This is a genomic window from Roseateles amylovorans (assembly GCF_025398155.2).
Classification (GTDB): Bacteria; Pseudomonadota; Gammaproteobacteria; order Burkholderiales; family Burkholderiaceae_C; genus Roseateles; species Roseateles amylovorans.
The window spans coordinates 3,282,911-3,308,490 of record NZ_CP104562.2; the positions used below are offsets into that span (position 1 = coordinate 3,282,911).

Genomic DNA, 25,580 nt, shown 5'->3' on the forward strand with positions numbered 1-25,580 from the left:
CCATGACGCATGACGACGATGTCCTGACCCCCACCCAGATCGATGCCTGGCTCCAACGGGCCTATCGGCCGACGCGCAGTCTGTCGACGATGCTGAGCGAACTCGCCGCCAGCCTGATGCATCACCTGCCGCTGCAGGCGCTGGGCGTCGCCACACTGGAGGTCGGGGGCTTCCGCTTGAGGCGGTCGGCAGGCGGCCTCGAACTTGACAGCCTTGGCGCCACGCCCGACCCGGGCATCGACGGCGGGACAGCGGCTTCACCCCACGCCGGCGTGCAGGACGTCGCGCCGCTGACCTATGCCGGCGTTTGCATCGGCCAGCTCTCGCTGCACTGGCAATCCGGTCTGGACGCCTCACCGATGCCGGCGGCGGGACGCGCCCATCTGTGCGCCCGGCTGGCCCGCCTCATTCACCGCCATCGGGTTCAGGACTGGTGCCGACCGAGAGCTCGCGCCACGAACCTGCTCATCGGCGTCAGCGCGGCGTTGTTCCGATTCGAGCAGTTTGTCGAGCGGGCGGCGGGCAGCGATCTGCCTGTGCTGCTGAGCGGCGAGTTCGGAACCGAGAAATCATGGGCGGCGGCGGCGATCCATGTGGGCAGCCGACGTCGGTCGGGGCCGTGGGTGGAGGTGCATTGCGCCCATCCGCTGGAGGGTCCGGAGGCCTGGCTGCGCCGCGCCCAGGGCGGCACCCTGTTCCTCAATGGCATCGACGAGCTGCCGATGCCCCTGCAGCTGGACTTGCTTGGACGATGGCTGAGCCTGTCCCGCCCGCACACCACCGATGAGACGCCGCAGGAGGGCGCCGCCAGCGTCCGCCTGATGGCCTGCACCACGGCCGATCTGCGCGAGCCCGGCGCACCGCGGGTGCTGCGGGCCCTGCGCGCGGAACTGGATGTGCTCTCGGCCGAGATTCCGGCGGTGCGTGAGCGGCGATCGGATCTTCGATTCCTGATCGAGGCCACGCTGGATCGGCTCGATCCCGCCTGCGGCGCAAGCGTGGATCCGGCGCTGCTGCAGGCCTGCCAGACGTATGACTGGCCGGAGAACCTGTCGGAACTGGCGCGCACGGTGGCGCAGTTGGCCACCTTGGCGGATGGACCGGTGATCGGTCCGGACGATGTGGCGCGCCACGCGCCGTGGCTGCTGGGCCCGGCCGCAGGCACGAGCGAGGGCACGATCAAGGGCACCGCGCCGGGCGCCAAGGCTGCGGGTTGGCAGACGGTGCAGATCGCTTCCGCGCACCCGGAGCCCTCCGATCAGGCGGCGCCGACGGGCGAACCTGCCGAGGGACCTGTCGGTGGTCCGCTGAGGCCGCTCAGTCCATCCGGCGGGTCCGGGCCGACTGCAGCGCCGCGGTCCGCCGCGCACTGGGTGAGCATCGTGCTGGAACGTCAGCACCGCATCCTGGACACGCTGCATGCCGGCCTGCGGCGGGCGCTGCTGTTCCTCTCGGACCACTATGCGGAGCCGGTCTCGCTGACCGAGCTGTCGGAGCATGCGCATGTCAGCGCCTCGCACCTGACCTTCCTGTTCCGGAACAGCCTGGGCCTGAGCTTCAAATCCTTCCTGCTGTGCCTGCGCATCCACACGGCCCAGCAATTGCTGCGGGACTCGCCGCTGCGCATCACCGAAGTGGCCATGCGCGCCGGCTTTGCCGACCTCAGCCATTTCGAACGCTGCTTCCGTCGCGCCGTGGGACAGAGCGCCCGGGACTATCGACGGGCGATGTCGACCCCGCCTTGAGGAGCCTTGCGGGTGCCTCAAGGGCACCTCCCGGCAACACCTCCGCGGCATTTGGCTTCGGGCGATCAATGCCTCGGCGCCTTGCACGCCCGCCAAGCGTCCAGCGACCGGACGGGCCGATTGGACGGGCCGGTCCGCCTGCAGCGACCGCCCGGGCCTCGCCCGAGGCCTTCAGCCGCCGGTGCCCTTGACGGCCGCATCCATCGCCTGCATCGCCTGCTGCTGCGCGGCAGCGACGGCTTCCACCTGCGCCTGCATGGCTTGATGGATGCTCTGTGCGATGGCGGCTTCGGTGGCGGCCAAGGCGGCGTCCGCCTGCGCCACGGCGGCTCTCACCGCTTGGTTCACGTCGACGACGCCATCCGCGCCGGCAATGGCTTCCGATGCCGCACGCAGCGCCTGTTCGACCGCAGCGCTCGCCGCCTCCGACTGGTCCCGGGCTGCATGCACGGCGGCCTCGGTCGCGCTCTGGGCAGCAGCCAGGGCCGCTGCGACCGAATCTGGGGTGACCGCTCCGGCTGCAGCCGCAGCGACAGCGGGCACCGCAGCAACGGCCGGGGCCGGCGTCACGAGCGCCGTGGACGCTGCGGACGCCGGGGGGGCCGTGGACGCTGCATCGGCATCCGCCGCCGTCGAGGAGAGCAGTTCGTCGTTCATGAGGTGGACTCCGTGGTTGAGGGATCCGACACGGGCGCGGGCTTGGCCGCATTGAGCAGACCGAATTCGCGCAGGGAAATGATGCCGTTGGCGCTGAGTTGCAGCTCCGCCTGCTGGTCACTGGACTGCACATCAAAGACACAGGTGCTGCCGTCCTGGCCCAGCAGGCCATTGCGGATCTTCACCGCCCCCAACAGGCCCTGGGCGGCATTCAGGTAGACCTCCACCAGTTGCCGCGCATCGGTGCCGGTCTCGTTCAGGAAACGGGTGTTCAAGGCGACCTGCAGCACCGCCTCGGACAGGCGTGAGAAGCCGACCTGCTTGCCGCTGGAGAGCCAGGCGGCCACGGCACGACCCACCTCCTCCGGCGACGGCAGGCCGCTGACCTGCGGACAGTCAAGCGCGCCGAAGAACAGCGGCAGCAGGGTGCGCATCGCCTGGGTGACCCGGTCCAATCGCTGGGACGGGCCCTGGCTGGGCGCGCCGGCCTTGGTCACCAGGGCCAGATAGAAACGCAGGTAGTCGGCAAACTCCTGCGGCGTGCGGGCCTGCTGGACCGCGAAGGTCGCGGCCTCCTGGGTCAGGTCCCCGGCCTCGCTGCCGACGCTGGCCGCCAGCAAGGGGTCTCGCATCAGCCGGACCAATGCGATCCGGTCGCCCAGGTCATTCGCCTGGAGCACCGGCGCGCCGTCCACCCCCAGGTCTTTCAGCCAGGTCTGCGGCGCCATGAGATCGACCTGGGTGAGCAGCTGTTGATCGTCGAGGATGCGGGTGACCTGGGTGGACAGCAGCGGGCTGTCATTGCCGCCCTCGGCCTTGGCCAGCACCAGCAGATCGGTGTGGCCCAGGCTCATCAGTTTGATGGGACTCACCATCAGCGCCAGGTTCGGCAAGAGCGCCAGCGGCGACCCGTGCAGGCCCAGTTGAACCTGGGCCAGCAGGGTGGATTCATCGGGGAAGTCATAGCGCACCGAGGGGGTGGCGGCGGCCCACTGCAGCCATTCGGGGCCGCCATCGACAAAGGCCAACGACAGTCGGCCCAGCTCGGAGAGCGCGCCCGGCTGCTGGATGGGCCGCCCGGCAACTGAGACTGGCATGAGAGGGCTCCTGAGGTGAGAGGGGTGCTCGGCGGCGGGATCAACCCGCCGGGAAGCCCTTCAAGACGTTGGCAGCGGCGGTACCGATGTTGGAGAAGTCGGTGGTGGCGCTTTGCATCAGCTGCTGGGCCGCGGTCAGCGCATCCTTGTAGCGGTCTTCTCCGGTGGCGAGGTACTGCGCCATCGCCACACCCGCTGCGGTCGTAGCGATGGTGGAGATGTTGCGCAAGGCGTCTGCCGCATCCTGCACCGCGATCGCCGACGACTGCGCCACAGATTGGTAGGCTTTGCCGGCACCGCTGGTCATCACAACCTGCGGACTCATCGTGGCCAGTTGCGACTGGTTGATGACATCGATGATCTGGGCGTTGACCTGGGTGGGATCCATGGGAACTCCTGGGTAAGCGGCAGGCGGGTGACTCATCCTCGTCGTCATTCGCCGATCACGGATCTCCGGCGGATCAATGATGACCTGGAACGAAGGGCCGTGGAATGCGGCGAGGTCACAGAGGTGAGGGACGACGGGCCCGCGAGTACAACGAAGACGAACAGGTCACCGACTAAGCCGGCGCCACTGACGAAGAGGACGACGACGATGCCGGTGGCGCGGGTGGTGCAGTCGGCGCTGTGGGTGCGGGAGGCGCGGGAGGCGGCGCCGCAGCCGCCGTCGCAGCGGCGGCCAGTGCCTGCAGGTCCGCCTTTGCCTGGCTGGCCAGTTGGGTGGAACCGGTCGACTGGGCCTGCAGCGCCTGCACCGCGGCCTGTCCGTCGGCCAAGGCCGCAGCGATCGCCGCGGCCGGCGCTGCGGGGCCGGGCAACGGGTTCACCGACGGAGGCGGTGGCGGGGCCGGCGGCGGCGGGGGCGGTGTCTGCATGGCCAGGATGCGGGCGCAGGCCGAGGTGACCGCGGCCGAGCTGATCATGCTGGCGCTTTGCTGCCGGTTCACGGCGTTGTACATCGCCATGCCCAGGGTTTCGAGCAGCACGGCGTCGATCATGCCCTGGGACTGGGACGGCGCCTGAGCCGTCGAGAGCGTCACGGCGGTGCTGACCGCGTCGACGATCTGGCTGTTGACGGTGCTGTCATCGATCATGAGGAAGCTCCCTTGGCGAGAATCATGGCGAGTACCTGGGCCAGTGCGGCGTTCGCCAGGACCTGGCCGCGCTGCTGGTTGGCCACGGCGTTTTCCATCGCCAGGCCGATGCTGTCCGCCATCACGACATAGGTCATGCCCATGGCGATGGCCGGGGCCTGACCGATGGCCAGCGCATCCCCGGCGGCGATGGCAGGCAGAAGGTTCAATCAGCGGCTCCTGCCCACGCTAGGGAACCATGACCGATGTGCAGGTCATGACCGAGGCATGGGCAGGGCCGCTGCGCCTGGATCAGGCGTAGATGGCCGCCGTGGCCTTGCCGGTCGAGGCGGTGTCGATCGCCAGCAAGGTGCTCACGCCCTGCGTGGTCGACGCCTGCATGGTGACGTAGGACTGCTGCTGGTTGTTCGTCGCGTTGTGCGCGGCGTTCGAGAGCGCCTGGCTGGTGGCGACGAACAGGTTTCCCATCGCGATGGCGGGCGAATCGCCCAGCACCTTGGTGTTGACCTGCGAGATCGAATCGGTGATCTGGCTGTTGACTGCGGTCGGAAATGCCATGGTGAATGCTCCTTGCGGTTGATGAAGAAATCAAATGCAGACGGCGGTGCGACGGGACGTTCGTCCAGAGGCGCTGTCTCACGCTCACCGACGGTCGCGGCATGGATCGGCGAGTGCCGCGCGAAGACCGGTCCCACCCGGGCGCAGCTCCGGGCAAAGGCAGGCCAGCGCACCGGGTCGCAGCCGGGGCGATGCGTGATTCAGCGCTTCCCAGGACGCGCCTGGCGCGGCTGGGCTCAGCCGAGGATCTTCTTGGTGGCTGCGCCGGTGGCGCTGGTATCGATCGAATACAGCAGCGTCACGCCCATGGTGGTCGCGGCTTGCGCCGTGACATACATCTGTTGCTGGGCCATCGTGGCGTTGTGAGCCGCGTTGGCCAGGGCCTGGGCAGTGGCCTGGTAGAGGTTGCCCATGGCGATGGCCGGCGAGGTTCCAAGCACCTGCACGTTGGCCTGCGTCGCAGAGTCGGTGATCTGGCTGTTGACGGAGGTGGGGAATGCCATGTGCCGGACTCCTTGCTGTGAGCGGTGGGATGGGGCGATGGGGGATCGGCGGTTGGCGGCCGTCGATCAGGCCGTCGATCAGGCCGGCCGGTCAGCTGCCCAGGATGGTCTTGGTGGCGATGCCGGTCGAGGCGGTATCGATCGAGTACAGCGTGGCCACGCCCATGGTGGTGGCCGCTTGCGCGGTGACGTAGCTCTGCTGCTGCGCATTGGTGGCGTTGTGGGCCGCATTGGCCAGCGCCTGAGCGGTGGCCTGGAACAGATTGCCCATTGCGATCGCGGGGGCGTCGCCAAGGACCTTGGTGTTGGCTTGTGTCACCGAGTCAGTGATCTGACTGTTGACGGCGGTTGGAAATGCCATGGTGCGGGTGCTCCTGTGACGGGGTTAGGTCGGAACGATCTGAAGCCTGGGGCCGGACCGGTCTCTCAACCGTAGGGCTTGGTCGTCAGGATGTCCTTGGTGGCGACGCCGGTGGAGGCGGTGTCGATCGAATAGAGCGTGGTCACGCCCATGGTGGTGGCGGCCTGCGCGGTGACGTAGCTCTGCTGCTGCGCATTGGTGGCGTTGTGGGCCGCATTGGCCAGCGCCTGGGCGGTGGCCTGGAACAGGTTGCCCATCGCGATGGCGGGGGCGTCGCCCAACACCTTGGTGTTGGCCTGGGTGACCGAATCGGTGATCTGGTCGTTGACTGAAGTGGGAAAGGCCATGTTGACTCCCTGAGGTAATGGAACCGTGGGTCCCTTCGGTGGATCGAACAGCACACGTCAGCAAACATCAGGAGACATCGGCGGAGTGGGTCTCTGGTGTTGGCGTGAATGAATGATAGGAAGGCGACTGACGGTGTGAGCGGTGTGGCTGATGGAGAAGGCGGCCAATCTGATGAAGGCTTGGCGACGATGCGGTGAGATCGCGCACAGCTTTGGCGGGTCAAGGCGGCGGGTCAGGGCCTCGTCTCTAGGCGTCGTCTCAAGGCTGCGACTCGAGCGACCAGCTGAGGTCGACACACAGCCCATCGCAGGGCGTGCCGGGCAAGGACAGGGTGGCGTTCTGCTCGAACTGCCAGATGGCCGCGTCGGGATAGCCGCAGTGCCCGGGATCGATCGGATCGAGCTGTCGGAGGTCGCCGGCGAAGGGGTGCGGGGCCGTCTCGCTGACGCGCCAGGCCCAGACCGGCGGCGGGGGCAGCGGCGGGTTCGGCGCCACGGCGGCCACCAGGCTGGGGGCGAGGACATGGGAGCAGTAGAGCCCCGGTTGATAACCGCCGGCCGAGACGGTCAGCATCCAGGTGCGCATGTAGTCGAGCGCCGAGGGCGATGGGGCGCTGCCATCTTCCCAGTCCAGGATGACGGTGGCGCCGGCGGAAAAGCCTTCCTTCTGGGCGAGCTGCACGGCCAGCTTGCCGTCGACCGCGCCTTGCGGCCCGTTGACCTGGTGCGAGCCCGGCCCGACCGTCTGCTGACCCAGGAACACCGGCAGCACGCCCCAGCCCTGCGCGAGCAGCGCGGCGCGCTGCCCGCACCAGCTGCGATCGCCGTGGCTGGGGGCGGGGGCCAGGTAGTAGGCACACCAGGCCAGCGGGGTCTGGGTCTTCAGCCAGGACAGGGCGGCCAGGCCCGGGAATTGGTCGGTGTCGATGCCTGCGAAGTAGGTCATGGGAGCCTTTCGATCGTTGCCTGTGCCGCAGACGGTTGCGGCGCCGTGCCCGGGCCTGCAAGGACGGGCGGTCCAGACAGCCAGGGCGTCCGACGCACGGCTTCGGCGGGCCGATGGGCCGCCCCCACGCTTTAGCGCGTCGGGCGCTTCAGCGGCGCGTGCGGCGCCAAGGCTGGACTGACGAGACGTGCTGCGGCATCGGCCAGGCGGTGCAGCGACACGGTGGCAGCCAAGGGGGAACCCTGCGTCGGGATGAACTCGACGTCATCGTAGGCAGGAGACGGACCACCGGATCGGCGAAATCAACGACGAAGGCGGACGGGTGCATGGCATGCGGCCGATCTGATGCGATCCATCCGCACCCGACGCCGTCGGTGCCACGCATTTGCCGTCGCTGGCCGTGGCAGGCCGTGGCAGGCGCGTCCATTGCAGACCGCGCCATTCAGCACTCAAGGCTTGGGCGACTCGCCGGTCAATGCCGCTCCTGGCTGGCGGCATTGTGATGCGTCACGGCCACGCCACCCGTCTGGAACATCCGTGCGGGCTGCCCTTCGCGGACTTTGCAGTTCACGATCAGTTGCCCCGCCTCCTTCCACTCGACGGAAGGGCGCGTCTCGCAATAGCCTGCGAACACCAGGGAGGCGTTGAGCCACAGCGGGACAAAGCGGTGTCGAACGAAGACCCCTTGTCCGTAGGGCAGCTGGGATGATTCGGTCAGGGCACGCACTTGCGCCACATGCCAACGGCCGACGACCGGGCCGTTGACTGGAAAGTGCTGCATTCGCCAATAGGCTTCACCAGCCACGAGCGCCCCTGTGAACGCCACGGCGAGGCCCAGCGCGAGGGTTTTCCTGGAGATCATCGGGACGACACCGACGGGTGATGACCTGCCACGAACGAATCATGGCAAAACAACAGGCAGGACGATGGAAAGGTCATGAGCGCTCCTGAAGTGACTTCATTGAATCACCTACATACGAACGCGGAAGGCGAATGGATGACCTGCTGCGAATCGGCGTCACATCCCCCAGGGCGTCAGGTCAGACGAGCCCACCGCCGTCGACGCACGGGCAGGCCGAGCCGGCTTCAGTTGCGCGCGCTGCGCAGCTCGTGGGTGCGGGTGGCCATGCGATCTGTCGGGGCGGCTTGCAGCTGCCGCAGCAGCACCGCGTCAGAGGCGATGGCGGCCAGCTCCTTCAAGGTCTGACGCTGACGGGCGTCCAACTGGCGCGGGCGGTAATCGATGACGCAGATCGAGCCCAGCGGGAAACCGTCCGCGTCATGGATCGGACTGCCCGCATAGAAGCGGAAGTGAGGCGCCGAGGCCACGGCCGGGTTGTCTGCGAAGCTGGGATGCTTGGACAGGTCCTTGACCTCGAACACGTCGCGCTGCAGGAGCGTGTGGTTGCAGAAGGCCCAGCTCCGCGGCGTGTCGGGCATCGCCAGACCTTGCCTGGACTTGAACCATTGGCGCTCGCCCGTGAGCAGCGTCATCAGGGCGACCGGCATCTTCAGATCGTTCGCCGCCAGCCAGGTGATTCGATCGAACGCCGACTCCGGCGGCGTGTCCACCAGGCGGGATCGCTTCACCGCCTGAAGCCGACTGGCCTCGTTGGGCGCAATCGGGAATCCGGCATGAGACAGCGCCTCAGGCGGACGGGCATCCTCGGACAGCGGCTTGAGCCACCCACTCAGCTGCTCCAGGGACGACTTGCGGACGCGGCTCGGCAGCTTCGCCTCGCCCGCCTTGCTCGCCTTGCCCGAAGCGGTCAACGCGATGAGTTCGGCCTCCGCCAGCCGGCCGTCTTCCGCCAATGCCTGCAGCAGGCCGACGGCATCGTCCTTGAGCGCGACGATGTCCACCACCACCGCGGCTGGCACGCGGCCGCCCATGGCCGTCGCCGCCGACCAGGTGTCGGTCCGGAATTCAAAGGCGATGTGCGCCATGGCGTCGAGCCTGGCCGCCAGCACCTCGCGACGTTCGGCAGAGGTCACCACGAGCACCCTGGCCGACCGCAAGCCCTGTTGCACAGGGCCGTCCGGGAGAATGGCCTCGACATCCGACCGCAGGACCCGGCGATGACCTCCGGGGGTCTTCCATGACGGAAGCTTGCCGCTTTCGATCATGAGCTGGGCGGTACGGACCGAAATGCCCAGCATCTTGGCTGCATCGGTGGTGGTGAGAACGTCGGCTGCCATCTGCATTGGGTGAGCGCAGCCAGGAGGAAAAGGCGGCTGCGCGGGTAGGGTCAGTTTAACTCGCGCTGTTTTTTGGCCGCGGGGCCGGGGTGGGATCACCCTCGCAGCGTTGCGACTTAATTCGCCCGGATTTGGTTTATTTGATCAATTCAATGTCTTTCCGTCCGGACCCTGTCTCGGGGACGGCGCGACGAAGCAGGCCAAGCCGCGGAATTCGCCGAAGTCGCTGAAGCCGCTGAAGCCGCCAAGGAGCGCGTCGTCACCGGGGGCCGGCCGTGTCCTATTCCAGCGACTTCAGCAGCGCAGCCAGCTCCGCATCCACCTCGTCCTCGGCGGGGGCGCGCGTGTCCGCGTCCTCGCCGACGGCCGACGTGCCTGCCGAAACGGACGCGGCTTGCGCCTGAGCCAAAGGCGCCGGCCGAGGCATGAGGTTGCCCTCAAGCGCGCCGCCGTCGACCGCGCGCGACGACGCATCGTCCGACCTTGTGGAAACGGCGTCGTGTGCCATTGTGGGGGCCAGGTCTTGTGCCGCGTCATGCCTGGGTGCCTCCATCGGCTCAGGCCATGACGGAGGCACCGGCGCAGGCGCCGGTGTCGGTGTCGGTATCTGTATCGGTGACGATGCCGATTCATCCACCGCCTTCCAGACGGGCTTCGGCCCGTTCCGGGACAAGGCGGTCCCATCGACAGCGGCCAGACCGATCAGCCGCAGCGCGGATTCGTTGCGGGCAGCCAGCAGCGCCTGCACGCCGTAATCACGCAAGGTGACCGCCATGTCGGCCCGGATCAGCCGATCGGTGCAGGGCAGGGCGACGGCTTCGCCGTCGGCGTCGCGGATCACCTGCATCGGTCGGTCGCGCAGCATCAGGTCGCCGCCGCGGTGCCAGGCCAGCAAGGCCACCAGCGCCGGATGGCCCCAGCAGATCGACCGCAGGCCCAGGCGCGGATCGAATTCCTCGAAGTCGAACGCCGCGATCCGGTCGGTGGCGCGTCCGTAGGCGTGACGCAGCTGGAAGCGGGGACCGGCCAGGCACAGAAAGCCCGCCTCCGGCCGGGCCTGCAGGGCCGCAAAGGCGGCGCGCACAGCCTTCTCCGGGGGATGCCGACGGTCGGCCAACGCGTCGGTCGCCATGGCTGTGAACAGCGGCGCCCCCGCATGCGCGGCGATCCGGGCCAGGCGCGCCAGCCGGCTGAGATCGTCCGGGGTCGCGGCATGGTCGTGCAGGCAGGCGATCGCGGCGTAACCGCCGTCAGCGTCTTCGGACGGCCGCCGGACGAGCCAATGGTAGAGGGGGGTCTGCGTCAGGTCATCGGCTGAGTCCAGGGCGGCCAGGTCGGCGACCAGCTCATCGGCGCTCAGGTCGAACAGGTGGATCTCCAGCGACGCGCCGGGGCCGAGCTCGCGCACGAGCAGGTCCACCCCCCGCCAGGCCGATTCCCGTTGCCGCAGCGCGGGATGCATCAACACCGCGCGCAGCGCCTCCGGCGTGGCACTGCCACGCGGCAGCTGGCGGCTCAGTTCGTCGGGATGCAGGTCCTCCAGCGTGCCCAGGCGCAGTGCGGCGATCCGGCCGTCCGGCAGTGCCACCTCCAGCGAACGCTCGGCCTGCGCGATCACCTCGTCGAAGTTGTCGAAGTCGATGCGCCGGGGGCGGCGGGCTGATCGGGCCGCGGCATCGGCCGCGCTGCTGGGCGCCTCCATACCGAAGTCGCCCAGCAGCGCCAGGCGCAGCGGTCGACGCGCGCTCCAGGCCGGGACAGCGGCCTCCAGGCGTCCGGCGTCAATCACGGGGGGGGTCATTGCCTTCTCCAGAATCATTCGTCAAATCAAGGGGCGCGGTGATCAAGCGAGCGAAAGCCGGACCGGCCGGCAATCCGCGGTGTCCGCTCCAGGTGGGCTCCTCGCCGGCGGACACCGGCGAGGCGGCCCAGAAGGTGCGACCGGGTGGCGGTCGGCCATGCGAGACGGCGGCGCGGTCCGCATGCAGCGGCGCGATGCTGTCGAGCAGCGCCAGCGAGGCCTCCAACTGCGCCACCGACCAGGCCTCGCTCACGGCCAGGCACAGCACCGACTCCAGGCCGGACAACCATTCATGCGCAGCCGGCGACATCGGCGCGGTCATGGGCCGCAGTGCGATCAGCGGGAACCGCCGGCCGACCCGGTCGCGCGATGGCAACAACACCCCGCACACCGGACCGCTCCACAGGCCCTTGGTCATCAACACGCCCGACGCCCAGGCAAAACGCCATCGCGGCGCGCGGTCGTAGGCATCGAGCCAGTGCTCGGGGGCGGCCCGGATGCGCTGGGTGAGCCCATCGGACAGCCAGGCGTCCAGCCGCTCAAGGGTGTCGATGTCCAGGCGACGGTGCACGAAGTCGCCGAGCGCGGGCAGCTTGCCGAACCATGCAATCTTCATCACAGGCCCTCCGGGCAGCGGAACGCGCCGAACTCGCGCAGGCGCAAGGGATGCACCGCACTGCTGGCGATCAGCTCCAGCCGGGCCTTGCGTCCGTCGAGGTTCACCGTGACGCTCAGGCGCTCCGGGCTGCCGTCGGCGGCCACCTCATGCTGTTGGATCAGGCGCAGCAGCGCCCACGGGCCCTCGAAGGTCTGGGTGCCCGAGTTGTTGAAGGCCAGCTTGATCTGCGAGCCGGTGCGGCCCGGCACGGTGAGCGTCTGCGGCGCCGATTCGGGTCCCTTGAACCGCAGGGACTGACCGTCGACCTCCAGCCGCAGTTCGCGGGCCCCGGTCAGCTCCGCGACCCGCACGGTCACGCTGGCCGCGGCCGCGCGCGCACCACTCTTGAAGAATGCGTCGCGCACGCGGGACGCCCGCTGGAATTCGACCAGGCCCGCGCCTCCCCCGGGCTTGCGACCGTCCGGCAGCGGGCGGAAGCTCCACGGCGAGCTGCCGGTGTCCACCAGCGCGGCCAGGCGTCGTTGGAAGAACTCGTCCATCAATCCGCCGGGACCCATCAACTGGCTGAGGTCGTCGGGCAGCACGTCCGCGCGCGCGGTCGCGTTGAACGGGAAGCGGCCGGACACGGTGCGGGCGCAGAAGTCCGTCACCGGGCGCAGGTCACTGGAGAGCCCCAACCGCTCCGCCACGCGACCCTGGCTGGCACCGACGTCCGACAGCGCTTCCAGCAACCCACGCACCGGCTCCGGCTGCAGGCCGGCGGCTGCGCGCGCGGCACCGACCGCCGCCCCCACGGGCGGTGGCGCGCTGCGGCTTTTCTGCGCGGCGTCGATCGCGGCCAGTTGCAACAACAGCTCGTTGAACAGGCGGCCGGCATCGTCGATCGGCGCCGGTGTCCCGGCGACCAGGCGATGCAATGCCGTGAAATGGGCATTGACGGCGGCCTCGGCGCTGCCGGCGAGCGAGCGTTCCGCTGCGGGGCGCTCGGCGCCACCCGCCGCGCCACCCGCCGCGTCGGGTCCCAGGCGAGTCTCTCGGGCGGCTGCGCGCATCAGCGCCGGCAGCGGCGAGTCCGCCGACGCCAGCACACGCGCCACGGTCAGGCCCCGGTCGAGCGAATCCACACGGACCGGTTTCAGATCGCCGATCAGGCTATCCCAATGTCGGATGTAGCTTTGGCCGTACAGGGCGCCTACACGGCGCAGCGCCTCGTTGAAAGCGGCATCAGGGACCTCCGCGGCGGCCGGGGTGGGCGCAGGGCTGGAGGTGGCCGTCGATCGAGGTGCCGAGGCCGAGGCCGAGGCGAAGAGCGAGGCCGGCGTTGGCGTTGGCGTTGGCGTCAGCACCCAGCGCTCCTCATCGAGCAGCAGGCGCGTCTGCCGCGCCGCGTCGGCGAGGAAGAGCCGCTCGTACCCCGATCGCGTGTACAGCGCCGGCACGCCTCGGGTGAACGGCTGACCGCTGGCCCGCTGAAAGACCTGCGCGACGGCGGGGCCGACCGCAGCGGCGACGGTGAACTCGGACACGTCGGCCACCGCCGGCTGGCGCTGCATGCGCGACAGCACGCGCTGCTCCAGCGGGAAGGCGACGAGCTGCTCGCGCACCCGCGCCACCAGGGCCTCGTCGCGCGGCGCCACCGGTGCCGGCACGCCCCGCGCCAGCGCGGCCCGCAGATGTCGTTCAAAGGAGCCTCGCTGGGTGGATCCGGCCGGACCGGCCAGCGCCTCATCCTCATCCTGCAGCACCCAGTCGATGAGCCAGGGGCCGTCGAAACGCTGCGGCGCGTGCAGCATCAGATAGCCCTTGAGGGCGTCGTACTGCTGGGCAGGGCGCGCGGGATCGGCGGCCCGCAGGCGTTCCTCCAGCCGGCGTGCGACGCGCGGCAGCAAGGCATGCTCCAGCAGATGACCGTAGCCGATGCGCATGCCGGCCTCCAGCAGGTCGCCCTGGTAGAGCCCCAAGGTGTTGAGCGTCGGCGGATCGGCGAGGTCGAAGTCCGCCGACCGCGGCGCGGCCACCACGCTGTCGAGCACCGGCAGCAGCCGGCGCGTGCCCGCCGCGTCGTCCACGGCGAGCGACTTCACGTCGGCGCTCAGCGCCGGCAGGCGTGAGGCCACGTCGTCGACGTAGGCGCGGTTGCGCAGGGTCGACAGCGCCCAGCCGGACAGCACCGTCAGGGCGCCCAAGGCCAGCGTCGCGAACGCCAACTGACGCATGCGCCGCCGCGCCGCGACAGCACGGGGACTGCCGCCGACCAGGTCCTGTTCGGCAAAGACCACATCGCGCAGCACGCCCGCCAGGAAATAGCTGCGCCCCTTGGCTGGCGCCGGATCGCCCGGTCTCCCGACTGGTGAACGGGGCGTGGCCAAAGCGATGCCGAAACGGCGCGACAGGGTGCCCAGCACCCGGTCGATGGGCGTGCCTTCCTGTGTCGCACTGGTGAAGTAGACCCCGCGCGGCAGCGTCGGCGCTGGCTCGCCCGTTGGCGTTGCGAACACCTCGCCGAGGAAGTGGCCGAGCAGATCGCGCAAGCCGGCGAACTGCGTCGGGAACGCGAACATCGCCGCGCGACGCGACAGGTCGGGTTGCTGCTCCAGGCGGGCCGGCAACTGCGCACACAGGCGCTCGGACAGGGCATTGAAGCCCGCCAGGAATGCGGCCGGAAGTCCCTCGTAGGGTCCTCGATCGGTGGACTCGGCGCGGGCGTCGGAGACCCCAGCGCGGGCCGGGGTGTCGGGCCCTGCGGGCGGGGTCGGGAACGGGAAACCCCAGATCTGCTCGCGTTCCTCGCGCCCCAAGGCCGCGAAGCTGTCGTCGAAGCCCGCCAGCAGATCGCACTTCGTGACCAGCACATACACCGGCGCCTGCACGCCGAGCTGGTCGTGCAGTTCCTCCAGCCGTGCGCGCAGTCGTCGCGCATGGTCGGTCCGCTCTTCGGCATCCTGCAGCAGCAGATCCTGCACATTGACGGTCAGCAGCACGCCGTTGATGGGACGGCGAGGCCGCGTGGCGCGCAGCAGCCCGAGGAACTTGCGCCAGCCCTGGGCATCCGCGGCCGCATCCGACTGCTGCAGCGCGTAGCGGCCGGCGGTGTCGATGAGGATGGCCTGGTCGGTGAACCACCAGTCGCAATGCCGCGTGCCGCCCACGCCGCGCACCGTTCCCTGGCCGAGGTGGCCGGCCAGCGGGAAGTTCAAACCCGCATTGGCCAGCGCCGTCGTCTTGCCGGAGCCCGGTGCCCCGATGAACAGATACCAGGGCAGCGCGTACAGGTTGCGCCGGCGCGAGCCGGGCCAGCGCCGGCCCTGTCCCGCCCGCTGATCCATCAGCCGCAACGCCTGTGCGAAGCGCTGGGTCAGCGCCTGAGACTCTCGTTCGGCGGCATCGGCGTCGCCTTCGCGCAGACCGTGCAGCAGCGAACGCTCAGCCCGTCGGCGGCGCCAACCTTGCCAGACCAGGACCAGCGCGGCCGTCACCAGCACGGCCGCAATCGCCGCCATGCGGGCGGCCGGCGTGTCCAGCGGCCGCGTGTCGCCCAGGCCGACCAGCGGACCGGCCCACCAGATCAGCGCGCTCAGCGCGGCCAGTCCGACCAGGGCCTGGGTGTAGCCGTGCAGCAGCACGGCCAGGAATTTCTCATCTCGATTCATGGCGGCAACGGTGTGGGTTTGACGCGGCCAGGGACGCGGTGAAAGACGCGATCAAGGACGCGACAGGACGCGACAGAACAGAAGGCAATCGCTGGCGACCGGTGCTTGCTGTGCGTGACCTCACACCGTCGTCGAGCGGTGTGAGGTCGGCGGGTCACCCCGGCCTTGCAAGCGGACGGTGTGCGGGTGTCAGGGCGACTGCTTCAACCAGAGGGTGATCACGACGCGCCGGTTGCGCGCACGGCCGGCGGGCGTGGCGTTGTCGGCCACCGGCTCGACCGCGGCGCGTCCCTCGGCCCGCAGGCGCGCCGGTGGCACCCGCTCGGCCAGCACGTCGCGAACCGCATCCGCACGGGCTTGTGACAGATGCCAATTCGACGGGAATCGCGCGGTCCGGATCGGCGCGCTGTCCGTGTGCCCGGTGATCAGGACCTCACCCGGCAACGGGCGCAGCGCCTCGGCGATGCGGGTGAGCAGCGGCCGCAGCGAGGGGTCCAGGCCGGCGCTGCCGGGGTCGAAGAAGCGGTCGCCCGTCATCACGATCACCGACCGGTCGGCCAGGTCGGTCACGGTCACCAGGCCCGCGTCGATCTCCGGCTTGAGGAACCCGGCCAGGCGGGGCGTCTCGGCCGCGACCGGGGCCGCACGGACCGGCGACGGCGCATCCAGCGCAGCCAAGGTCGCGAACACCGGCTGGGTGCGGTCGGCCAGCGCCAGCCGCAGTCCGCCGAAGCTCAGCGCCAGCACGGCCACGGTCACGGCGGTCACCAGCCAGACGGACACGCCATCCCGCAGCCTCGAGGCCGTGTTGGCGGGGTCGGCCCGCTGGACACCGGTGGGCGAGAGCGCCACCGGCACCGCCTCGGCATGGCTCGCCAGCAGCTCATGCATCCGCTGGCGCAGGTGACGCAGTTGCGCCGCGCCTTGGTCGATCACCCGATACCGGCCTTCAAAACCCAAGGCCAGCGCCAGGTACATCAGCTGCAGCAGATCGCGATGGCCAGGCACATCGGTCGCCAGCTTCTGCATGAGGCGAAAGACTTTCTCGCCCCCCCAGGTCTCGTCGTGGAACTGGACCAGCAGGTTGTTGGCGGCCCAGACGCCATGCCCCCCCCAGGGCGTGGCCGAAGCGGCCTCGTCCAGCACGGTGCACAACACGTAGCGCGCCGCAAGGACACGGTCACGCGGCACGCCCAGGCGTGCGGCGGTGTGCTCGAAACGCCTCACGCCGTCCGCCAGCGCCAGCTTGAGCGCGGCCGGATCGTCCTGCCGCGCGGACTGGCGCAGCCGCGGCGCGGCGGCCAGCAGCGGCTGCGCCGCAGCGATCAGCGGGTCCGGCGGACTGCCGTCCGGGAGATCGAGGCTCAGCGGCTCGGCATCGAACAGCCCGCCGGGTGCGCGGTCGGCGGCCCCCACCTCCCAGGCGAAACGATCGCGGTCGCGGTCGCGGTCGCGGTCACGGTCGGTTAACGGGGCATGGGGCGCATCGAGCGCTGCGAACGGATCGTCACGCGCCAGGTCAACGAATCGGGTCATGCGCGCACCGCCCACAGTTCGAGCTCAAGGCCGGGGAATTCGCCGCCGATGTGCAACGCCAGGCCGCCCGACTGGGCCAGTTGGCGCCATTGGTCGCTGTCGCGGGTGTCCAGCTCGAAGTAGTGGAAGCCCGCGTGGAAGGGGATCTGGCGGGGCGCCACCGGCAGCGGACGCAGCGCCACGCCGGGCAGCTGCAGGTTGACCAGGTCGCGGATGTGCTCGACGGTGCCGATCTTGGCCTGTGCGGGCAGGCGCGTGCGCAGTGCGTCGGCCGGCATCCTCGCCGATGCGGCCAGCACGAACTGCGCCTGGCGCTGCAGCTCGACATCCGGCACCAGCGCGACACGCACGCCATGCTTGCGCTCCTGCAAGGTGATCGGGATTGCGCCCTGTTCCAGCACGATCGACAGGCCCTGGCGCAGCATGTCCATCAGCGGCGGGAAGCACAGGCCGAGCGCGTCGTGGTCGTAGGCGGGCAGCGGCGCGGGGCGACGGGCGTCGCCGAAGATGGCCAGATCGCCGGCCAGCGCGACCATGGCCGCATGGACCTCGCGCGGATGCAGCAGCCCGCCGGTCAGGCGATGTCCCCATGACGGCTCATGCCGGTTGATCGCGCCCAGCATCAGGTAGTCGGCGATCTCGCCGACGCCGGCGCGGCCGGGCTCGGTCAGCCGCGCGGCGAGTGTGTCGCCGCGTTGCTTGAGCAGGCCGTGGACCTCGCGCATCCAGCGCAATAAAAGATCATTGCGCAGCGCATCCAGCGTGGGCGGCACATAGCCGGCATCCAGCATCACCTGATGGTCGGCGCGACGCTCGGCAATGCGACAGACGCCCAGCACCGCCTGGCCCTCGACACAGTCGCGCGCGAGCATCAGCCGCAGATGGGGCCGGCCCAGCTGCAGCCGCGCGGCGCGCGGTGCATGGGCGTTGTCGTCGGGGACGTCGGCCTCGTGGACCCGGTAGCGGGGCGCCATCGCGCCGGGCGTGCCCTCGGCGTCGGTCTCCGCCAGGCCAGGTCGCGGCAGCGAGACGGCGAGCACCACCAGCTCGTCCCGGGCGTCCGCCGGCACCTCCAGCGCCGCCGGCGAAGCATCGTCACCCGGCAGGTCGATGGACAGGCCGTCAGGCAACAGGCCACGGGCGGACTGCAGCGCGATCCGGCCGAGCGCCAGCGCACCACGGTCGAGCGCCAGCGACAGCCAGCCCCGGGCATGCGGTGTCACCGCGGTCAGGCGGGCCAACTGCTGGGCGGCCTGATGGCGGTCATGCTGCTGAAAATGTTGCGGCTGGAGGAACATGCCCTCCGACCAGATGACTTTGTGGTGCCAGGTCATGAGCGGTGCTGCGTCGAATGGAATACCAGGACATACGGTGCCCCCGCCCGGACGGATGCGTGAAGTCAGCGATCGGATCGCCGAAGCGTTTCAACATGTTCTTCGTATGCAGCGCGAAAAGCCTGCGCAAATGACGCCTGAAAGGCCTCCTCGGCGTCACGACCGAGCGACTCGTACTCGTCGACGAAGCGGTCCCACAGGGCCGCCTTGCGGGCGATCGGCAAGGCCTTGTCCATCAGCGAGGGCGCTCGCAGACGTTCCGCCACCCGTTCCGGGGCCAGTCGGCGCAGCACCCGCCCCGGGGCACCCTGCAGGCCGGCGACCAGACCGACCTGGTGGGCACGCAGGTCGTCGAAGGCGTCGCGCATCGCATCGCGCGGATGCAGGAAACCCGCGACGGCGGGTTGCAGCAGGTGGCGCAGGGCGACGTCGACGTTGGGAGAAAACTTCAGCGGGTTGTTGTCGCGGGTCGCGATCATGGTGGCGGAAGCCTGGACCTCACGCTTGAGCGTCGCGCGGGCCAGCAGCAGGTCCACGGTGCCGGCCGTGGCATCGCGCAGCAGTTCCCCGACCAGCCGGACCAGCGCTGGCGTCAGCGGCGGCAACTGGTCGACCGGCAGACCCAGGCCGGTGGCCAAGGCTGCCGAGAGTTCGTCCGACGCGGCGGACCCTGTACGCGCCGGGGGCACGGCGTCAAACGGGCTCGTCGGAGCGGGCGCGTCCGCGGCGCGGGCCGGCGCCTCCCGCAAATGAAAGGCCTGATGCCAGTCGTCGCCATGAGCGTCCTTCATCGTCATCGACGCCGTTCCCCTCCGATGAGCCGCCGTGGGATCCGGCGACTCATCCAGCAGCGGGCTGGAAGGGCCGTCGACGGCGAGAGAAGCACCGTGGGCACCAATAGCGCCGAGATCGCCGAGAGCGCCGAGATCGCCAGGAGCACCGAGATCGCCAATGACGTCAATGGCACCAAGAGCGCCCAGGGCGCCGGCCAGCGGATCAGCCAGCGGCGCATCGTCGTCGATGCCGAAGAGATCTTCCAGCGCGCGCCGCTCGGGCCGGACGTCGAGACTCAGGCGCGTCGGCGGTGACGTCGGTCCCGCCGAAGTCCATGGCACCGATGGATCCGGCGCCAGGCCCGCCATGGGTTGCCGAACGCCGTCGTGAGCCGGGTCACGTTTCAAGCCGGCTTCGGCACCCAGACCCAAGGGATCGTTGACCGGATCGTCCCAGACGCCGAGGGCGGCAAAGGGGTCCATCGCGGCTTCCTCCGACCCGCGCACCGTGCCCGCAACAGGAACGGCGGCCGATGCGGCCGGCGCTTGCGTCGTGTGATCGGCGTTCGGCCCCAGGGGGGCGCGCGTGTCCAGCGGTTGGCGGGCGGCACGGTCTTTCAGTTCCAGCACGGTCGGCGCTTCGGCATCGAGGCTGGCGGCCTGCGGCAGGTGCAGATCCACCCGCAGCGTGTAGGCGCCGAGCTGGATGCGATCGTCCTGCGCAAGGACGCGGGACAGTCCGTCAGGCAGCGCTTCGCCATTGAGCAGCACGGGATTGCTGCCGCGGTCCTGGAGCACGTAGCCGTTGCGCCGGTAGACGACCTGCGCATGCACCCGCGAGATCGTGCGGCCCGGATCGGGCAGCACGAGGAGGTTGGAGTCGGCGCGACCGATGGTGCCGCCCAGTTCGTCGAAACGGGCAGACAGGGGCGATGCGGCAGGACCGTTGACGACGGTGAGGGTGAGCATGGCGTAGTCCTAGAGGAGGCGGAACATTGGGGAGATCATCAGAAGGGCACGGAGGCGGTCTGGCAGGGCCGCCAGACCATCGGCCCTTTCCGGAGAGTCCAGACCTTCCGGAATGGGTTGGGCCGTCCGCTTGTTGATGGCCCACGGCCGTGGTGCGGACCCGGCGCAGGCCGCGCTCGCATGGCGGCGGGCATCGGGGCGTATTGGTCCGTATCGGGCCATATCGAGGCAAAGGGCATCCGGGTGCTGGATTGGGGGCGTCTCTGGGCCATGTCGGCTTGCGCATCGGGTGCGCTCAACGCAGGCCGTGCAGGCGTTCATCGAGCCAGGCCAGCCGCAATGGCAGCGACCAGGCATGCCGCCCATCGCGCGACTGGGCCTCGAGCACCGGGCCACCGTCACGGCGCAGGCAGCTCATCAGGCGGCCATCGGCTTCCGGCCGGAGGACGAAGTCGTCGCTCTCTGGCCAGGACCACGACCACGGCCGACCGTCCGGTGCGGCGCGCAAGGTGTCCAGGAAGGCCTGCTCGCGGGCGCGGACATTGCCGCCATAGGCCACCGCGCGTTCTTCGCGCGCCAGCCGCGTGAGGCCCAGCCAGCCCGCGCCATCGCCGCGGCGGAACTCAAGCACCCGCTGCTGGACGCACTGCAGCGCCCGAGCCCGCATCGCCTCCATCGATCCGACCGGCACGGCTGGCGCGTCGAGCCAGCGCCAGCGAGGGAGATCGACCGGCAGGTCGACGTCGACGCCTCGATGCCACGCGCCCGCGCCTTCGCCTTCGCCGGACGATGTGGTCGGCTCGGTGGGGGCGCCGCCCGCGTCGGCGAAGCCCGCGCCCCAGCCCGTCCGGGCCAGGAGCAGGTCGCGCTGGCCCGAGGTGTCCAAGATGCTCGAGCGGTCCAGGTCGACAGGTGCGCGTGCCAGGTGCAGGACGAGCTCGGCGCTGGGCGGCACGTCCGCGCCGGCGTCGATCGATGCGGGATCGACCCGCAGCATCAGGCGGTTGAGACCGCGCAACAGGAACTCATGCACCGGCAGCGCGGTGGCGCCGCCCGTTCCGCCCACCCGCACCAGCGGAAGGTCGTTCAGGGAGGCGTCTGCGGCACAACCCGCCGTGCGCACGCGAAGTGTCAGGAGGCGATTCATGCGGCCCAGCACCAGTCCATCAGGGGCAGGGCGGGCAGCCAGGACAAGCACCGCTCGCGGCGACCGGTCCAGGGATCGTTCAGCCCGATGCGCACCGTCACCGGCTCCAGCGTCGCCTCAAAGGCCCATTCCAGACCGTTGCCGCGACGCGATCGCCGCAGGCCGATGCCGCCGACCAGAGCCGGGGCGGCTATCAGCGCTGCAGCCGACCCCGATCCCGACCCTCCTGCCGACCTCCGGGACGGCGCGGCGCCCGGCATGGGTAACGAGCTCGAGGCGGCCCAGTCGATGTCCGCCACCAATGCGGCGGCCGGCGAGGCCTGCGGCTCGACACTCACCCGAAACGGGAGACGGAACGTCCGCCATGGCAGCGAAGCGTCCGAGCCTGCCGCCGCGGCGATCGTCCCGTCACCAGCGCCAGCGCCCGCCAGGCCACCGATCGACGGATCGGTGTGAACCGCCTCGGCAGCATCGGTGAGCGCCATCTCCCAGCGGGCGTCGACGTCCATCAGCGTCGGGTCGTCGATCAGCGCGAGCCGCACGCTCGCTCGCGCGCCGTCGACATCGACGGTGCCCGCCAGCGACAAGTCCCAGCGGCACAGGCAGCCCCGCAGATGACCGGCCACCTGCATGGACGGCGCAATGTCTGGCGTCGCCGCCTCGCGGTAGCCCCAGGCGATGCCGGCTTCGGCGGCCAGCAGGGCGGGGTGGGCGTTCAGGTCGGCCGACACCAGGCACTCTGCCACCTTCCAGGCATCGGCAAGACGGCCGATCGCCTGGGCCATCAGTTGGTCCAGGCGCTCGAAGCCTTCGCGCCAGCGGGCCGGGTCGAGCACCTGACCGTCGGACTCGAGCCGCACACGGGTGTCCAGCGCCGCGGCCTGGCCCGCCTCGGCGCGCGCCTGGCGCGACCACACCAGCAGGCGCTGCTCTTCGGGCAGCGTGAAGACCCAGGCAGCCGCGCCATCGAACGAGGGCGTCGCCGGTGCGACGGTCGCAGGCGCGCGCCCATCGGTGGCCGGGGAGGGCATGGCGGCGCCCCAACGGGCGTCCAAGCGATCGACACGCGGGGACGCTTCGGCGGCAATGCCCGCCGGCAGCGCCGATGCCGCGATGACCGGGACCTGGAAGTCGATGTCGGGCCCGCAGGCCCGACGGGTCGGGCCGCTCATCCCCACGAAATCCAGTGAGCCGAGCCGTTCCAAGCCATCGCCTGCGACAGGCTTCGCAACGATTGCACCGGACGGGTGGTCCGGCTCGGGCCAGCGCAGTTGGACGCGCCAGTCCATGTCGATCGACGCGAGCGCGTGAAGCCGTTCCGGAAGCACGCGATCCGTAGAGGACGACCAGCTCAGTGCTTGCGGATGGACCGACACCGGCACGAGACGCCAGCCCTGGTCATCGCGGAGGTAACGCTGGCGCGGGCGCGCCGTCGCCGGGCGGCGCAGCGTGACGTGAAGGACCGGCGCGTCGACACGGTCTGCTGCGGTGGTCGATGCCGCCGTGGGAATGCGGTCCGCGTCCGGCTTCGGGGCCGGCGCACCATCGAGGACGCCCCACGCGACGGTCACGCGGTCGTCAAAGGGATCGGCGCCGGACAAGACGTCGCGCGCCCATCGCCGCAGCGCCATGGGATTCAGGTCGGTGGTCAGCAGCAGACCCCAGTGCGGCTGCGACGGTGCGGCCTCGAGCAGCCAAGCCGTCAAGGCGCCGTCCGGACGCAGATCGACGAGGTACGCGGCCTCTGCTGCCGCGCTGTCGGACAGGGCACCGCGCGCCGTGGTGATCACGTCGTCCACGTCGCCGGCGTCTCGGGCCTCCTTCAATCGCTGCAGCAGCGCGGGGATCTGCGTGCCCAGCAGCAGCGCCCAGGCGCGGCGCGAGCTGTCGCGCCAAAGCGCTGCCTTCAGCGACGCCGTGTTGGAGGCGGTGGTGGTGGCCTTGGCCGCGCCGTCCGCAGCCCCTTGAGCAGCCGCGCAGTGTTCGACCGTCATGGGGCGCGGCCCGACCGGGCTCTTCTCGCTGAGCGCGCTCATCGAACTCATCGCGCACCTCCCTGGCGCCCGAGCGGATCCTGGTGATCGGGCATCGCGCCCGGTGCCTTCGGCGCGGCCGGCCGGCCGGTCACGGCCGGTACCGCAGGCAAGGGCGGGCGCCCCGAGTAGAGCCGGATCTGCGGCCCCATGATCGAGATGCCTTCCGGCCCCAGCGTGATGAACGAGGCACCGACACGCAGGCTCAGCGTGGCCGTCGCCTCCAAGGTCAGGGCCATCGCCTGCACGCTGACCGGACCGGTGGCCGTCACGCGCGCGCCCTGGCCGAGCGACACGTCCATCGGCCCGCCCGCATCGATGGACACCGGTCCGTCGGCTTTCAGCGTCAGACCGGCACCGATGGCCACGTCCACCGCGCCGTCGACGCCGACCAGCAAGTCCGCCCCCAGCGAGGCATGCACATCGCGGTCCATCTTCAGACGGGTCTCGCGCCCGACGCCGATCGACAGATCGCCGCCGACATCCAGTTGCGCATCGCGACCGACCGAGGAACGCGCATCCCGCTGGACCGAGTCGATCTGATCCTGACCCACCCAGTGGTGCAGGTCGCGCTCCGCTTTCATCCAGACATGCTCGGTGCCGCGGGCATCCTCGAAGCGCAGCTCGTTGCCCTGGCCCGGGCCGCCGCCCTTGCTCGAACGCGTGCGCACGCCCGACACCGTGGCATGCGCCGGCAAGGCATACGGCGCGGGTTGCTCGCCGTTGTAGACCCGGCCGGTGATCATGGGTCGGTCCGGCCAACCGTCGAGGAACTCGACGATGACCTCATCGCCGACGCGCGGCAGCGCCACCATGCCGAAACCCTTGCCGGCCCACGGATGGCTGACACGCACCCAGCATGAGCTGCGCTCATTGCGCTGGCCACGCCGGTCCCAGTGGAACTGCACCTTCACCCGGCCGTGGCGGTCCACGTGGATCTCCTCGCCCGCCGGGCCGGTCACGATGGCTGTCTGCGGTCCCTGGATGCGCGGCTGCCAGGCAGCGGCCGGTGGCTGGTAGGCGACCGTGGCCGGCACCGCCGCGAATCGGCAGAGGTAGCTGGTGCTGCGCGCATCGGCATTGGCCTCGTAGCCGCTGAACTCCATGTCGGTGATCGCACCGGTCACCAGCCAGCGTCCGGCGTCGTCATGCCCGGAGAAGTCCAGGGTCTGCCCGACCGACAAGGCGCGGTAGGGCGTGGTGCCCTGCGCCACCACCGCCTGGCTGTCAAAGCGATCGACCTGATGCCGCATGCGCATCGCGCCCTGCGTCCGCTTGCCGCCAAGGTCGCCCGACATCGACAGGTCATCATGCCCGCCGGGATACAGGTGACGCTCGAGCGGGCCGGCGGTCCGTCCCGCAGCGCTGCGCGTGGCCTCCCGCCGCAGGTCCGCGCCGGGTTGCTCGGCGGCGAAATCCGTCGACGTGGCGCTTTGCGGCTGAAGCGTCTGCGCCCGCGTCCATTGCAGGATCACGTCCTCGCGCACGACCTCGCCCTGTGCCTCGTTCCAGCGCAGCGGCGAAGGCGCCGGGCGGTGGCTGGCGGGTGAGTCGCACAGGACCAGCACATGGCGCTCGCGCTCGTGGCGGAAGAAAAAGTACAGCCCCTCGTCCTCCAGCAACCGGGCGATGAAGTTGAAGTCGCTCTCGTTGTACTGGACCGTGCAGGGCCGCCGCGCGAAGCGGGCCCGATGCAGGCGCTTTTCCACCGGACCGGCGCCCGGGTAGGCGGCGAACACCTCTTCCAGGATCTCCAGCACGGTGCGGTCCTGGAAGATGCGGCAGTCCGCACCCAGCGTGAGTTGCCACAGCCAGGGCCGCAGGTGCACTCGGTAGACATCAAAACGCCCGACATGGCCGCCACGCTCGACATGCGTGACCAGTCCGTGCAGGAAGCGCTCGGTGTCATCGTCCTGGCGCAGGGCCACCGCCGCCGGCTGGCCAAGCAGCCGTTCGGCGGCCAGGGGCGCCTTCTGACTCGAACGCAGCAGTTCCAGGCGCAGCTCGGGCAGGCGACCGAGTTCCTCACGCCAGAGCAGCCGCCGGAACAGCAGTTCCTCGCCGGCCAGGGGGCTGAGGAAGCGGGCCTCATTGGGCGCGGTGGACAGCGGCGTCGCGGCGGTCGGTGCCGCGCTCGCCGCGGAGGACGCGACCGTGGCGGAAGGCAGGGGGACGGCCGACTCGTTCGGCGAGGCAAAGGTCACGGCGGCG

The 25,580-nt window shown here is 70.1% G+C and carries 22 protein-coding genes; 1 reads left to right on the forward strand and 21 read right to left on the reverse strand.

Features of this window, described 5'->3' with window-relative positions; all coding sequences use genetic code 11:
- Positions 1-2 precede the first annotated feature (2 nt).
- Positions 3-1,745: an AraC family transcriptional regulator gene (locus tag N4261_RS13680; RefSeq protein WP_261755859.1), complete on the forward strand. Its 1,743-nt coding sequence runs from the start codon at positions 3-5 to the stop codon at positions 1,743-1,745.
- Positions 1,746-1,916: 171 nt separating this feature from the next.
- Here N4261_RS13680 and N4261_RS13685 read toward each other — a convergent pair whose 3' ends face one another.
- The 21 genes from N4261_RS13685 to N4261_RS13785 all read right to left on the reverse strand — a co-directional run bounded on the left by N4261_RS13685 (position 1,917) and on the right by N4261_RS13785 (position 25,573).
- Positions 1,917-2,402, reverse strand: a complete 486-nt coding sequence (locus tag N4261_RS13685; RefSeq protein ID WP_261755860.1) for a hypothetical protein — start codon at positions 2,400-2,402, stop codon at positions 1,917-1,919.
- On the reverse strand, positions 2,399-3,499 hold the full coding sequence (locus N4261_RS13690; protein WP_261755861.1) for a hypothetical protein: 1,101 nt from the start codon (positions 3,497-3,499) through the stop codon (positions 2,399-2,401). The genes N4261_RS13685 and N4261_RS13690 overlap by 4 nt, the downstream gene beginning before the upstream one ends.
- Positions 3,500-3,539: 40 nt before the next feature.
- Positions 3,540-3,887, reverse strand: a complete 348-nt coding sequence (locus tag N4261_RS13695; RefSeq protein ID WP_261755862.1) for a hypothetical protein — start codon at positions 3,885-3,887, stop codon at positions 3,540-3,542.
- A 172-nt stretch (positions 3,888-4,059) separates the two neighbouring features.
- Positions 4,060-4,593, reverse strand: coding sequence for a RebB family R body protein (locus N4261_RS13700; protein ID WP_261755863.1), 534 nt, complete (start codon positions 4,591-4,593; stop codon positions 4,060-4,062).
- Positions 4,590-4,802 carry a RebB family R body protein gene (locus tag N4261_RS13705; RefSeq protein WP_261755864.1) on the reverse strand — a complete coding sequence of 71 codons (213 nt, stop codon included), beginning with the start codon at positions 4,800-4,802 and terminating at the stop codon, positions 4,590-4,592. The genes N4261_RS13700 and N4261_RS13705 overlap by 4 nt, the downstream gene beginning before the upstream one ends.
- Before the next feature lie 82 nt (positions 4,803-4,884).
- On the reverse strand, positions 4,885-5,151 hold the full coding sequence (locus N4261_RS13710; RefSeq protein WP_261755865.1) for a RebB family R body protein: 267 nt from the start codon (positions 5,149-5,151) through the stop codon (positions 4,885-4,887).
- A 236-nt stretch (positions 5,152-5,387) separates the two neighbouring features.
- Complete coding sequence (locus N4261_RS13715; RefSeq protein ID WP_261755866.1) at positions 5,388-5,654, reverse strand: RebB family R body protein; 267 nt, start codon at positions 5,652-5,654, stop codon at positions 5,388-5,390.
- 91 nt (positions 5,655-5,745) lie between these two features.
- Positions 5,746-6,015: a RebB family R body protein gene (locus N4261_RS13720; RefSeq protein ID WP_261755867.1), complete on the reverse strand. Its 270-nt coding sequence runs from the start codon at positions 6,013-6,015 to the stop codon at positions 5,746-5,748.
- A gap of 65 nt (positions 6,016-6,080) precedes the next feature.
- Positions 6,081-6,362: a RebB family R body protein gene (locus tag N4261_RS13725; RefSeq protein WP_261755868.1), complete on the reverse strand. Its 282-nt coding sequence runs from the start codon at positions 6,360-6,362 to the stop codon at positions 6,081-6,083.
- A 259-nt stretch (positions 6,363-6,621) separates the two neighbouring features.
- Positions 6,622-7,308, reverse strand: coding sequence for a glycoside hydrolase domain-containing protein (locus N4261_RS13730; protein WP_261755869.1), 687 nt, complete (start codon positions 7,306-7,308; stop codon positions 6,622-6,624).
- Positions 7,309-7,780: 472 nt separating this feature from the next.
- Entirely contained in the window at positions 7,781-8,170 is a 390-nt protein-coding gene (locus N4261_RS13735; protein WP_261755870.1) for a hypothetical protein, read from the reverse strand.
- 224 nt (positions 8,171-8,394) lie between these two features.
- On the reverse strand, positions 8,395-9,507 hold the full coding sequence (locus tag N4261_RS13740) for a helix-turn-helix domain-containing protein (protein WP_261755871.1): 1,113 nt from the start codon (positions 9,505-9,507) through the stop codon (positions 8,395-8,397).
- Positions 9,508-9,787: 280 nt separating this feature from the next.
- Complete coding sequence (locus N4261_RS13745) at positions 9,788-11,308, reverse strand: type VI secretion system contractile sheath large subunit (RefSeq protein ID WP_261755872.1); 1,521 nt, start codon at positions 11,306-11,308, stop codon at positions 9,788-9,790.
- The gene (gene tagF / locus N4261_RS13750) at positions 11,289-11,924 is read right to left on the reverse strand and encodes a type VI secretion system-associated protein TagF (protein ID WP_261755873.1); all 636 of its coding nucleotides are present in this window, start codon (positions 11,922-11,924) and stop codon (positions 11,289-11,291) included. The genes N4261_RS13745 and tagF overlap by 20 nt, the downstream gene beginning before the upstream one ends.
- Positions 11,924-15,577: a type VI secretion system membrane subunit TssM gene (tssM, locus tag N4261_RS13755; protein ID WP_261755874.1), complete on the reverse strand. Its 3,654-nt coding sequence runs from the start codon at positions 15,575-15,577 to the stop codon at positions 11,924-11,926. The genes tagF and tssM overlap by 1 nt, the downstream gene beginning before the upstream one ends.
- Positions 15,578-15,766: 189 nt before the next feature.
- Positions 15,767-17,113 carry a type VI secretion system protein TssL, long form gene (gene tssL, locus N4261_RS13760; RefSeq protein ID WP_261755875.1) on the reverse strand — a complete coding sequence of 449 codons (1,347 nt, stop codon included), beginning with the start codon at positions 17,111-17,113 and terminating at the stop codon, positions 15,767-15,769.
- Entirely contained in the window at positions 17,110-18,447 is a 1,338-nt protein-coding gene (gene tssK / locus N4261_RS13765) for a type VI secretion system baseplate subunit TssK (protein WP_261755876.1), read from the reverse strand. Before tssK ends, tssL begins: the two co-directional genes overlap by 4 nt.
- A 65-nt stretch (positions 18,448-18,512) precedes the next feature.
- Positions 18,513-20,189, reverse strand: coding sequence for a type VI secretion system-associated FHA domain protein TagH (gene tagH, locus N4261_RS13770; RefSeq protein WP_261755877.1), 1,677 nt, complete (start codon positions 20,187-20,189; stop codon positions 18,513-18,515).
- Positions 20,190-20,484: 295 nt separating this feature from the next.
- The gene (locus tag N4261_RS13775; RefSeq protein ID WP_261755878.1) at positions 20,485-21,336 is read right to left on the reverse strand and encodes a hypothetical protein; all 852 of its coding nucleotides are present in this window, start codon (positions 21,334-21,336) and stop codon (positions 20,485-20,487) included.
- The gene (locus N4261_RS13780) at positions 21,333-23,381 is read right to left on the reverse strand and encodes a hypothetical protein (protein WP_261755879.1); all 2,049 of its coding nucleotides are present in this window, start codon (positions 23,379-23,381) and stop codon (positions 21,333-21,335) included. The genes N4261_RS13775 and N4261_RS13780 overlap by 4 nt, the downstream gene beginning before the upstream one ends.
- Positions 23,378-25,573 carry a type VI secretion system Vgr family protein gene (locus N4261_RS13785; protein ID WP_261755880.1) on the reverse strand — a complete coding sequence of 732 codons (2,196 nt, stop codon included), beginning with the start codon at positions 25,571-25,573 and terminating at the stop codon, positions 23,378-23,380. Before N4261_RS13785 ends, N4261_RS13780 begins: the two co-directional genes overlap by 4 nt.
- Between the last annotated feature and the right edge of the window lie 7 nt (positions 25,574-25,580).

Bases quoted from the DNA above. Each gene is read 5' to 3' on its own strand.
- N4261_RS13740 (WP_261755871.1), bottom strand. From the start codon at position 9,507: ATGGCAGCCGACGTTCTCACCACCACCGATGCAGCCAAGATGCTGGGC.
- N4261_RS13695 (WP_261755862.1), bottom strand. From the start codon at position 3,887: ATGGATCCCACCCAGGTCAACGCCCAGATCATCGATGTCATCAACCAG.
- tssM (WP_261755874.1), bottom strand. From the start codon at position 15,577: ATGAATCGAGATGAGAAATTCCTGGCCGTGCTGCTGCACGGCTACACC.
- N4261_RS13710 (WP_261755865.1), bottom strand. From the start codon at position 5,151: ATGGCATTTCCGACCGCAGTCAACAGCCAGATCACCGATTCGATCTCG.
- N4261_RS13685 (WP_261755860.1), bottom strand. From the start codon at position 2,402: ATGAACGACGAACTGCTCTCCTCGACGGCGGCGGATGCCGATGCAGCG.
- N4261_RS13720 (WP_261755867.1), bottom strand. From the start codon at position 6,015: ATGGCATTTCCAACCGCCGTCAACAGTCAGATCACTGACTCGGTGACA.
- tssL (WP_261755875.1), bottom strand. From the start codon at position 17,113: ATGACCCGATTCGTTGACCTGGCGCGTGACGATCCGTTCGCAGCGCTC.
- N4261_RS13700 (WP_261755863.1), bottom strand. From the start codon at position 4,593: ATGATCGATGACAGCACCGTCAACAGCCAGATCGTCGACGCGGTCAGC.
- N4261_RS13775 (WP_261755878.1), bottom strand. From the start codon at position 21,336: ATGAATCGCCTCCTGACACTTCGCGTGCGCACGGCGGGTTGTGCCGCA.
- N4261_RS13780 (WP_261755879.1), bottom strand. From the start codon at position 23,381: ATGAGTTCGATGAGCGCGCTCAGCGAGAAGAGCCCGGTCGGGCCGCGC.
- N4261_RS13735 (WP_261755870.1), bottom strand. From the start codon at position 8,170: ATGATCTCCAGGAAAACCCTCGCGCTGGGCCTCGCCGTGGCGTTCACA.
- tagH (WP_261755877.1), bottom strand. From the start codon at position 20,189: ATGCTCACCCTCACCGTCGTCAACGGTCCTGCCGCATCGCCCCTGTCT.
- N4261_RS13715 (WP_261755866.1), bottom strand. From the start codon at position 5,654: ATGGCATTCCCCACCTCCGTCAACAGCCAGATCACCGACTCTGCGACG.
- N4261_RS13725 (WP_261755868.1), bottom strand. From the start codon at position 6,362: ATGGCCTTTCCCACTTCAGTCAACGACCAGATCACCGATTCGGTCACC.
- tssK (WP_261755876.1), bottom strand. From the start codon at position 18,447: ATGACCTGGCACCACAAAGTCATCTGGTCGGAGGGCATGTTCCTCCAG.
- N4261_RS13745 (WP_261755872.1), bottom strand. From the start codon at position 11,308: ATGACCCCCCCCGTGATTGACGCCGGACGCCTGGAGGCCGCTGTCCCG.
- N4261_RS13690 (WP_261755861.1), bottom strand. From the start codon at position 3,499: ATGCCAGTCTCAGTTGCCGGGCGGCCCATCCAGCAGCCGGGCGCGCTC.
- N4261_RS13730 (WP_261755869.1), bottom strand. From the start codon at position 7,308: ATGACCTACTTCGCAGGCATCGACACCGACCAATTCCCGGGCCTGGCC.
- N4261_RS13680 (WP_261755859.1), top strand. From the start codon at position 3: ATGACGCATGACGACGATGTCCTGACCCCCACCCAGATCGATGCCTGG.
- tagF (WP_261755873.1), bottom strand. From the start codon at position 11,924: ATGAAGATTGCATGGTTCGGCAAGCTGCCCGCGCTCGGCGACTTCGTG.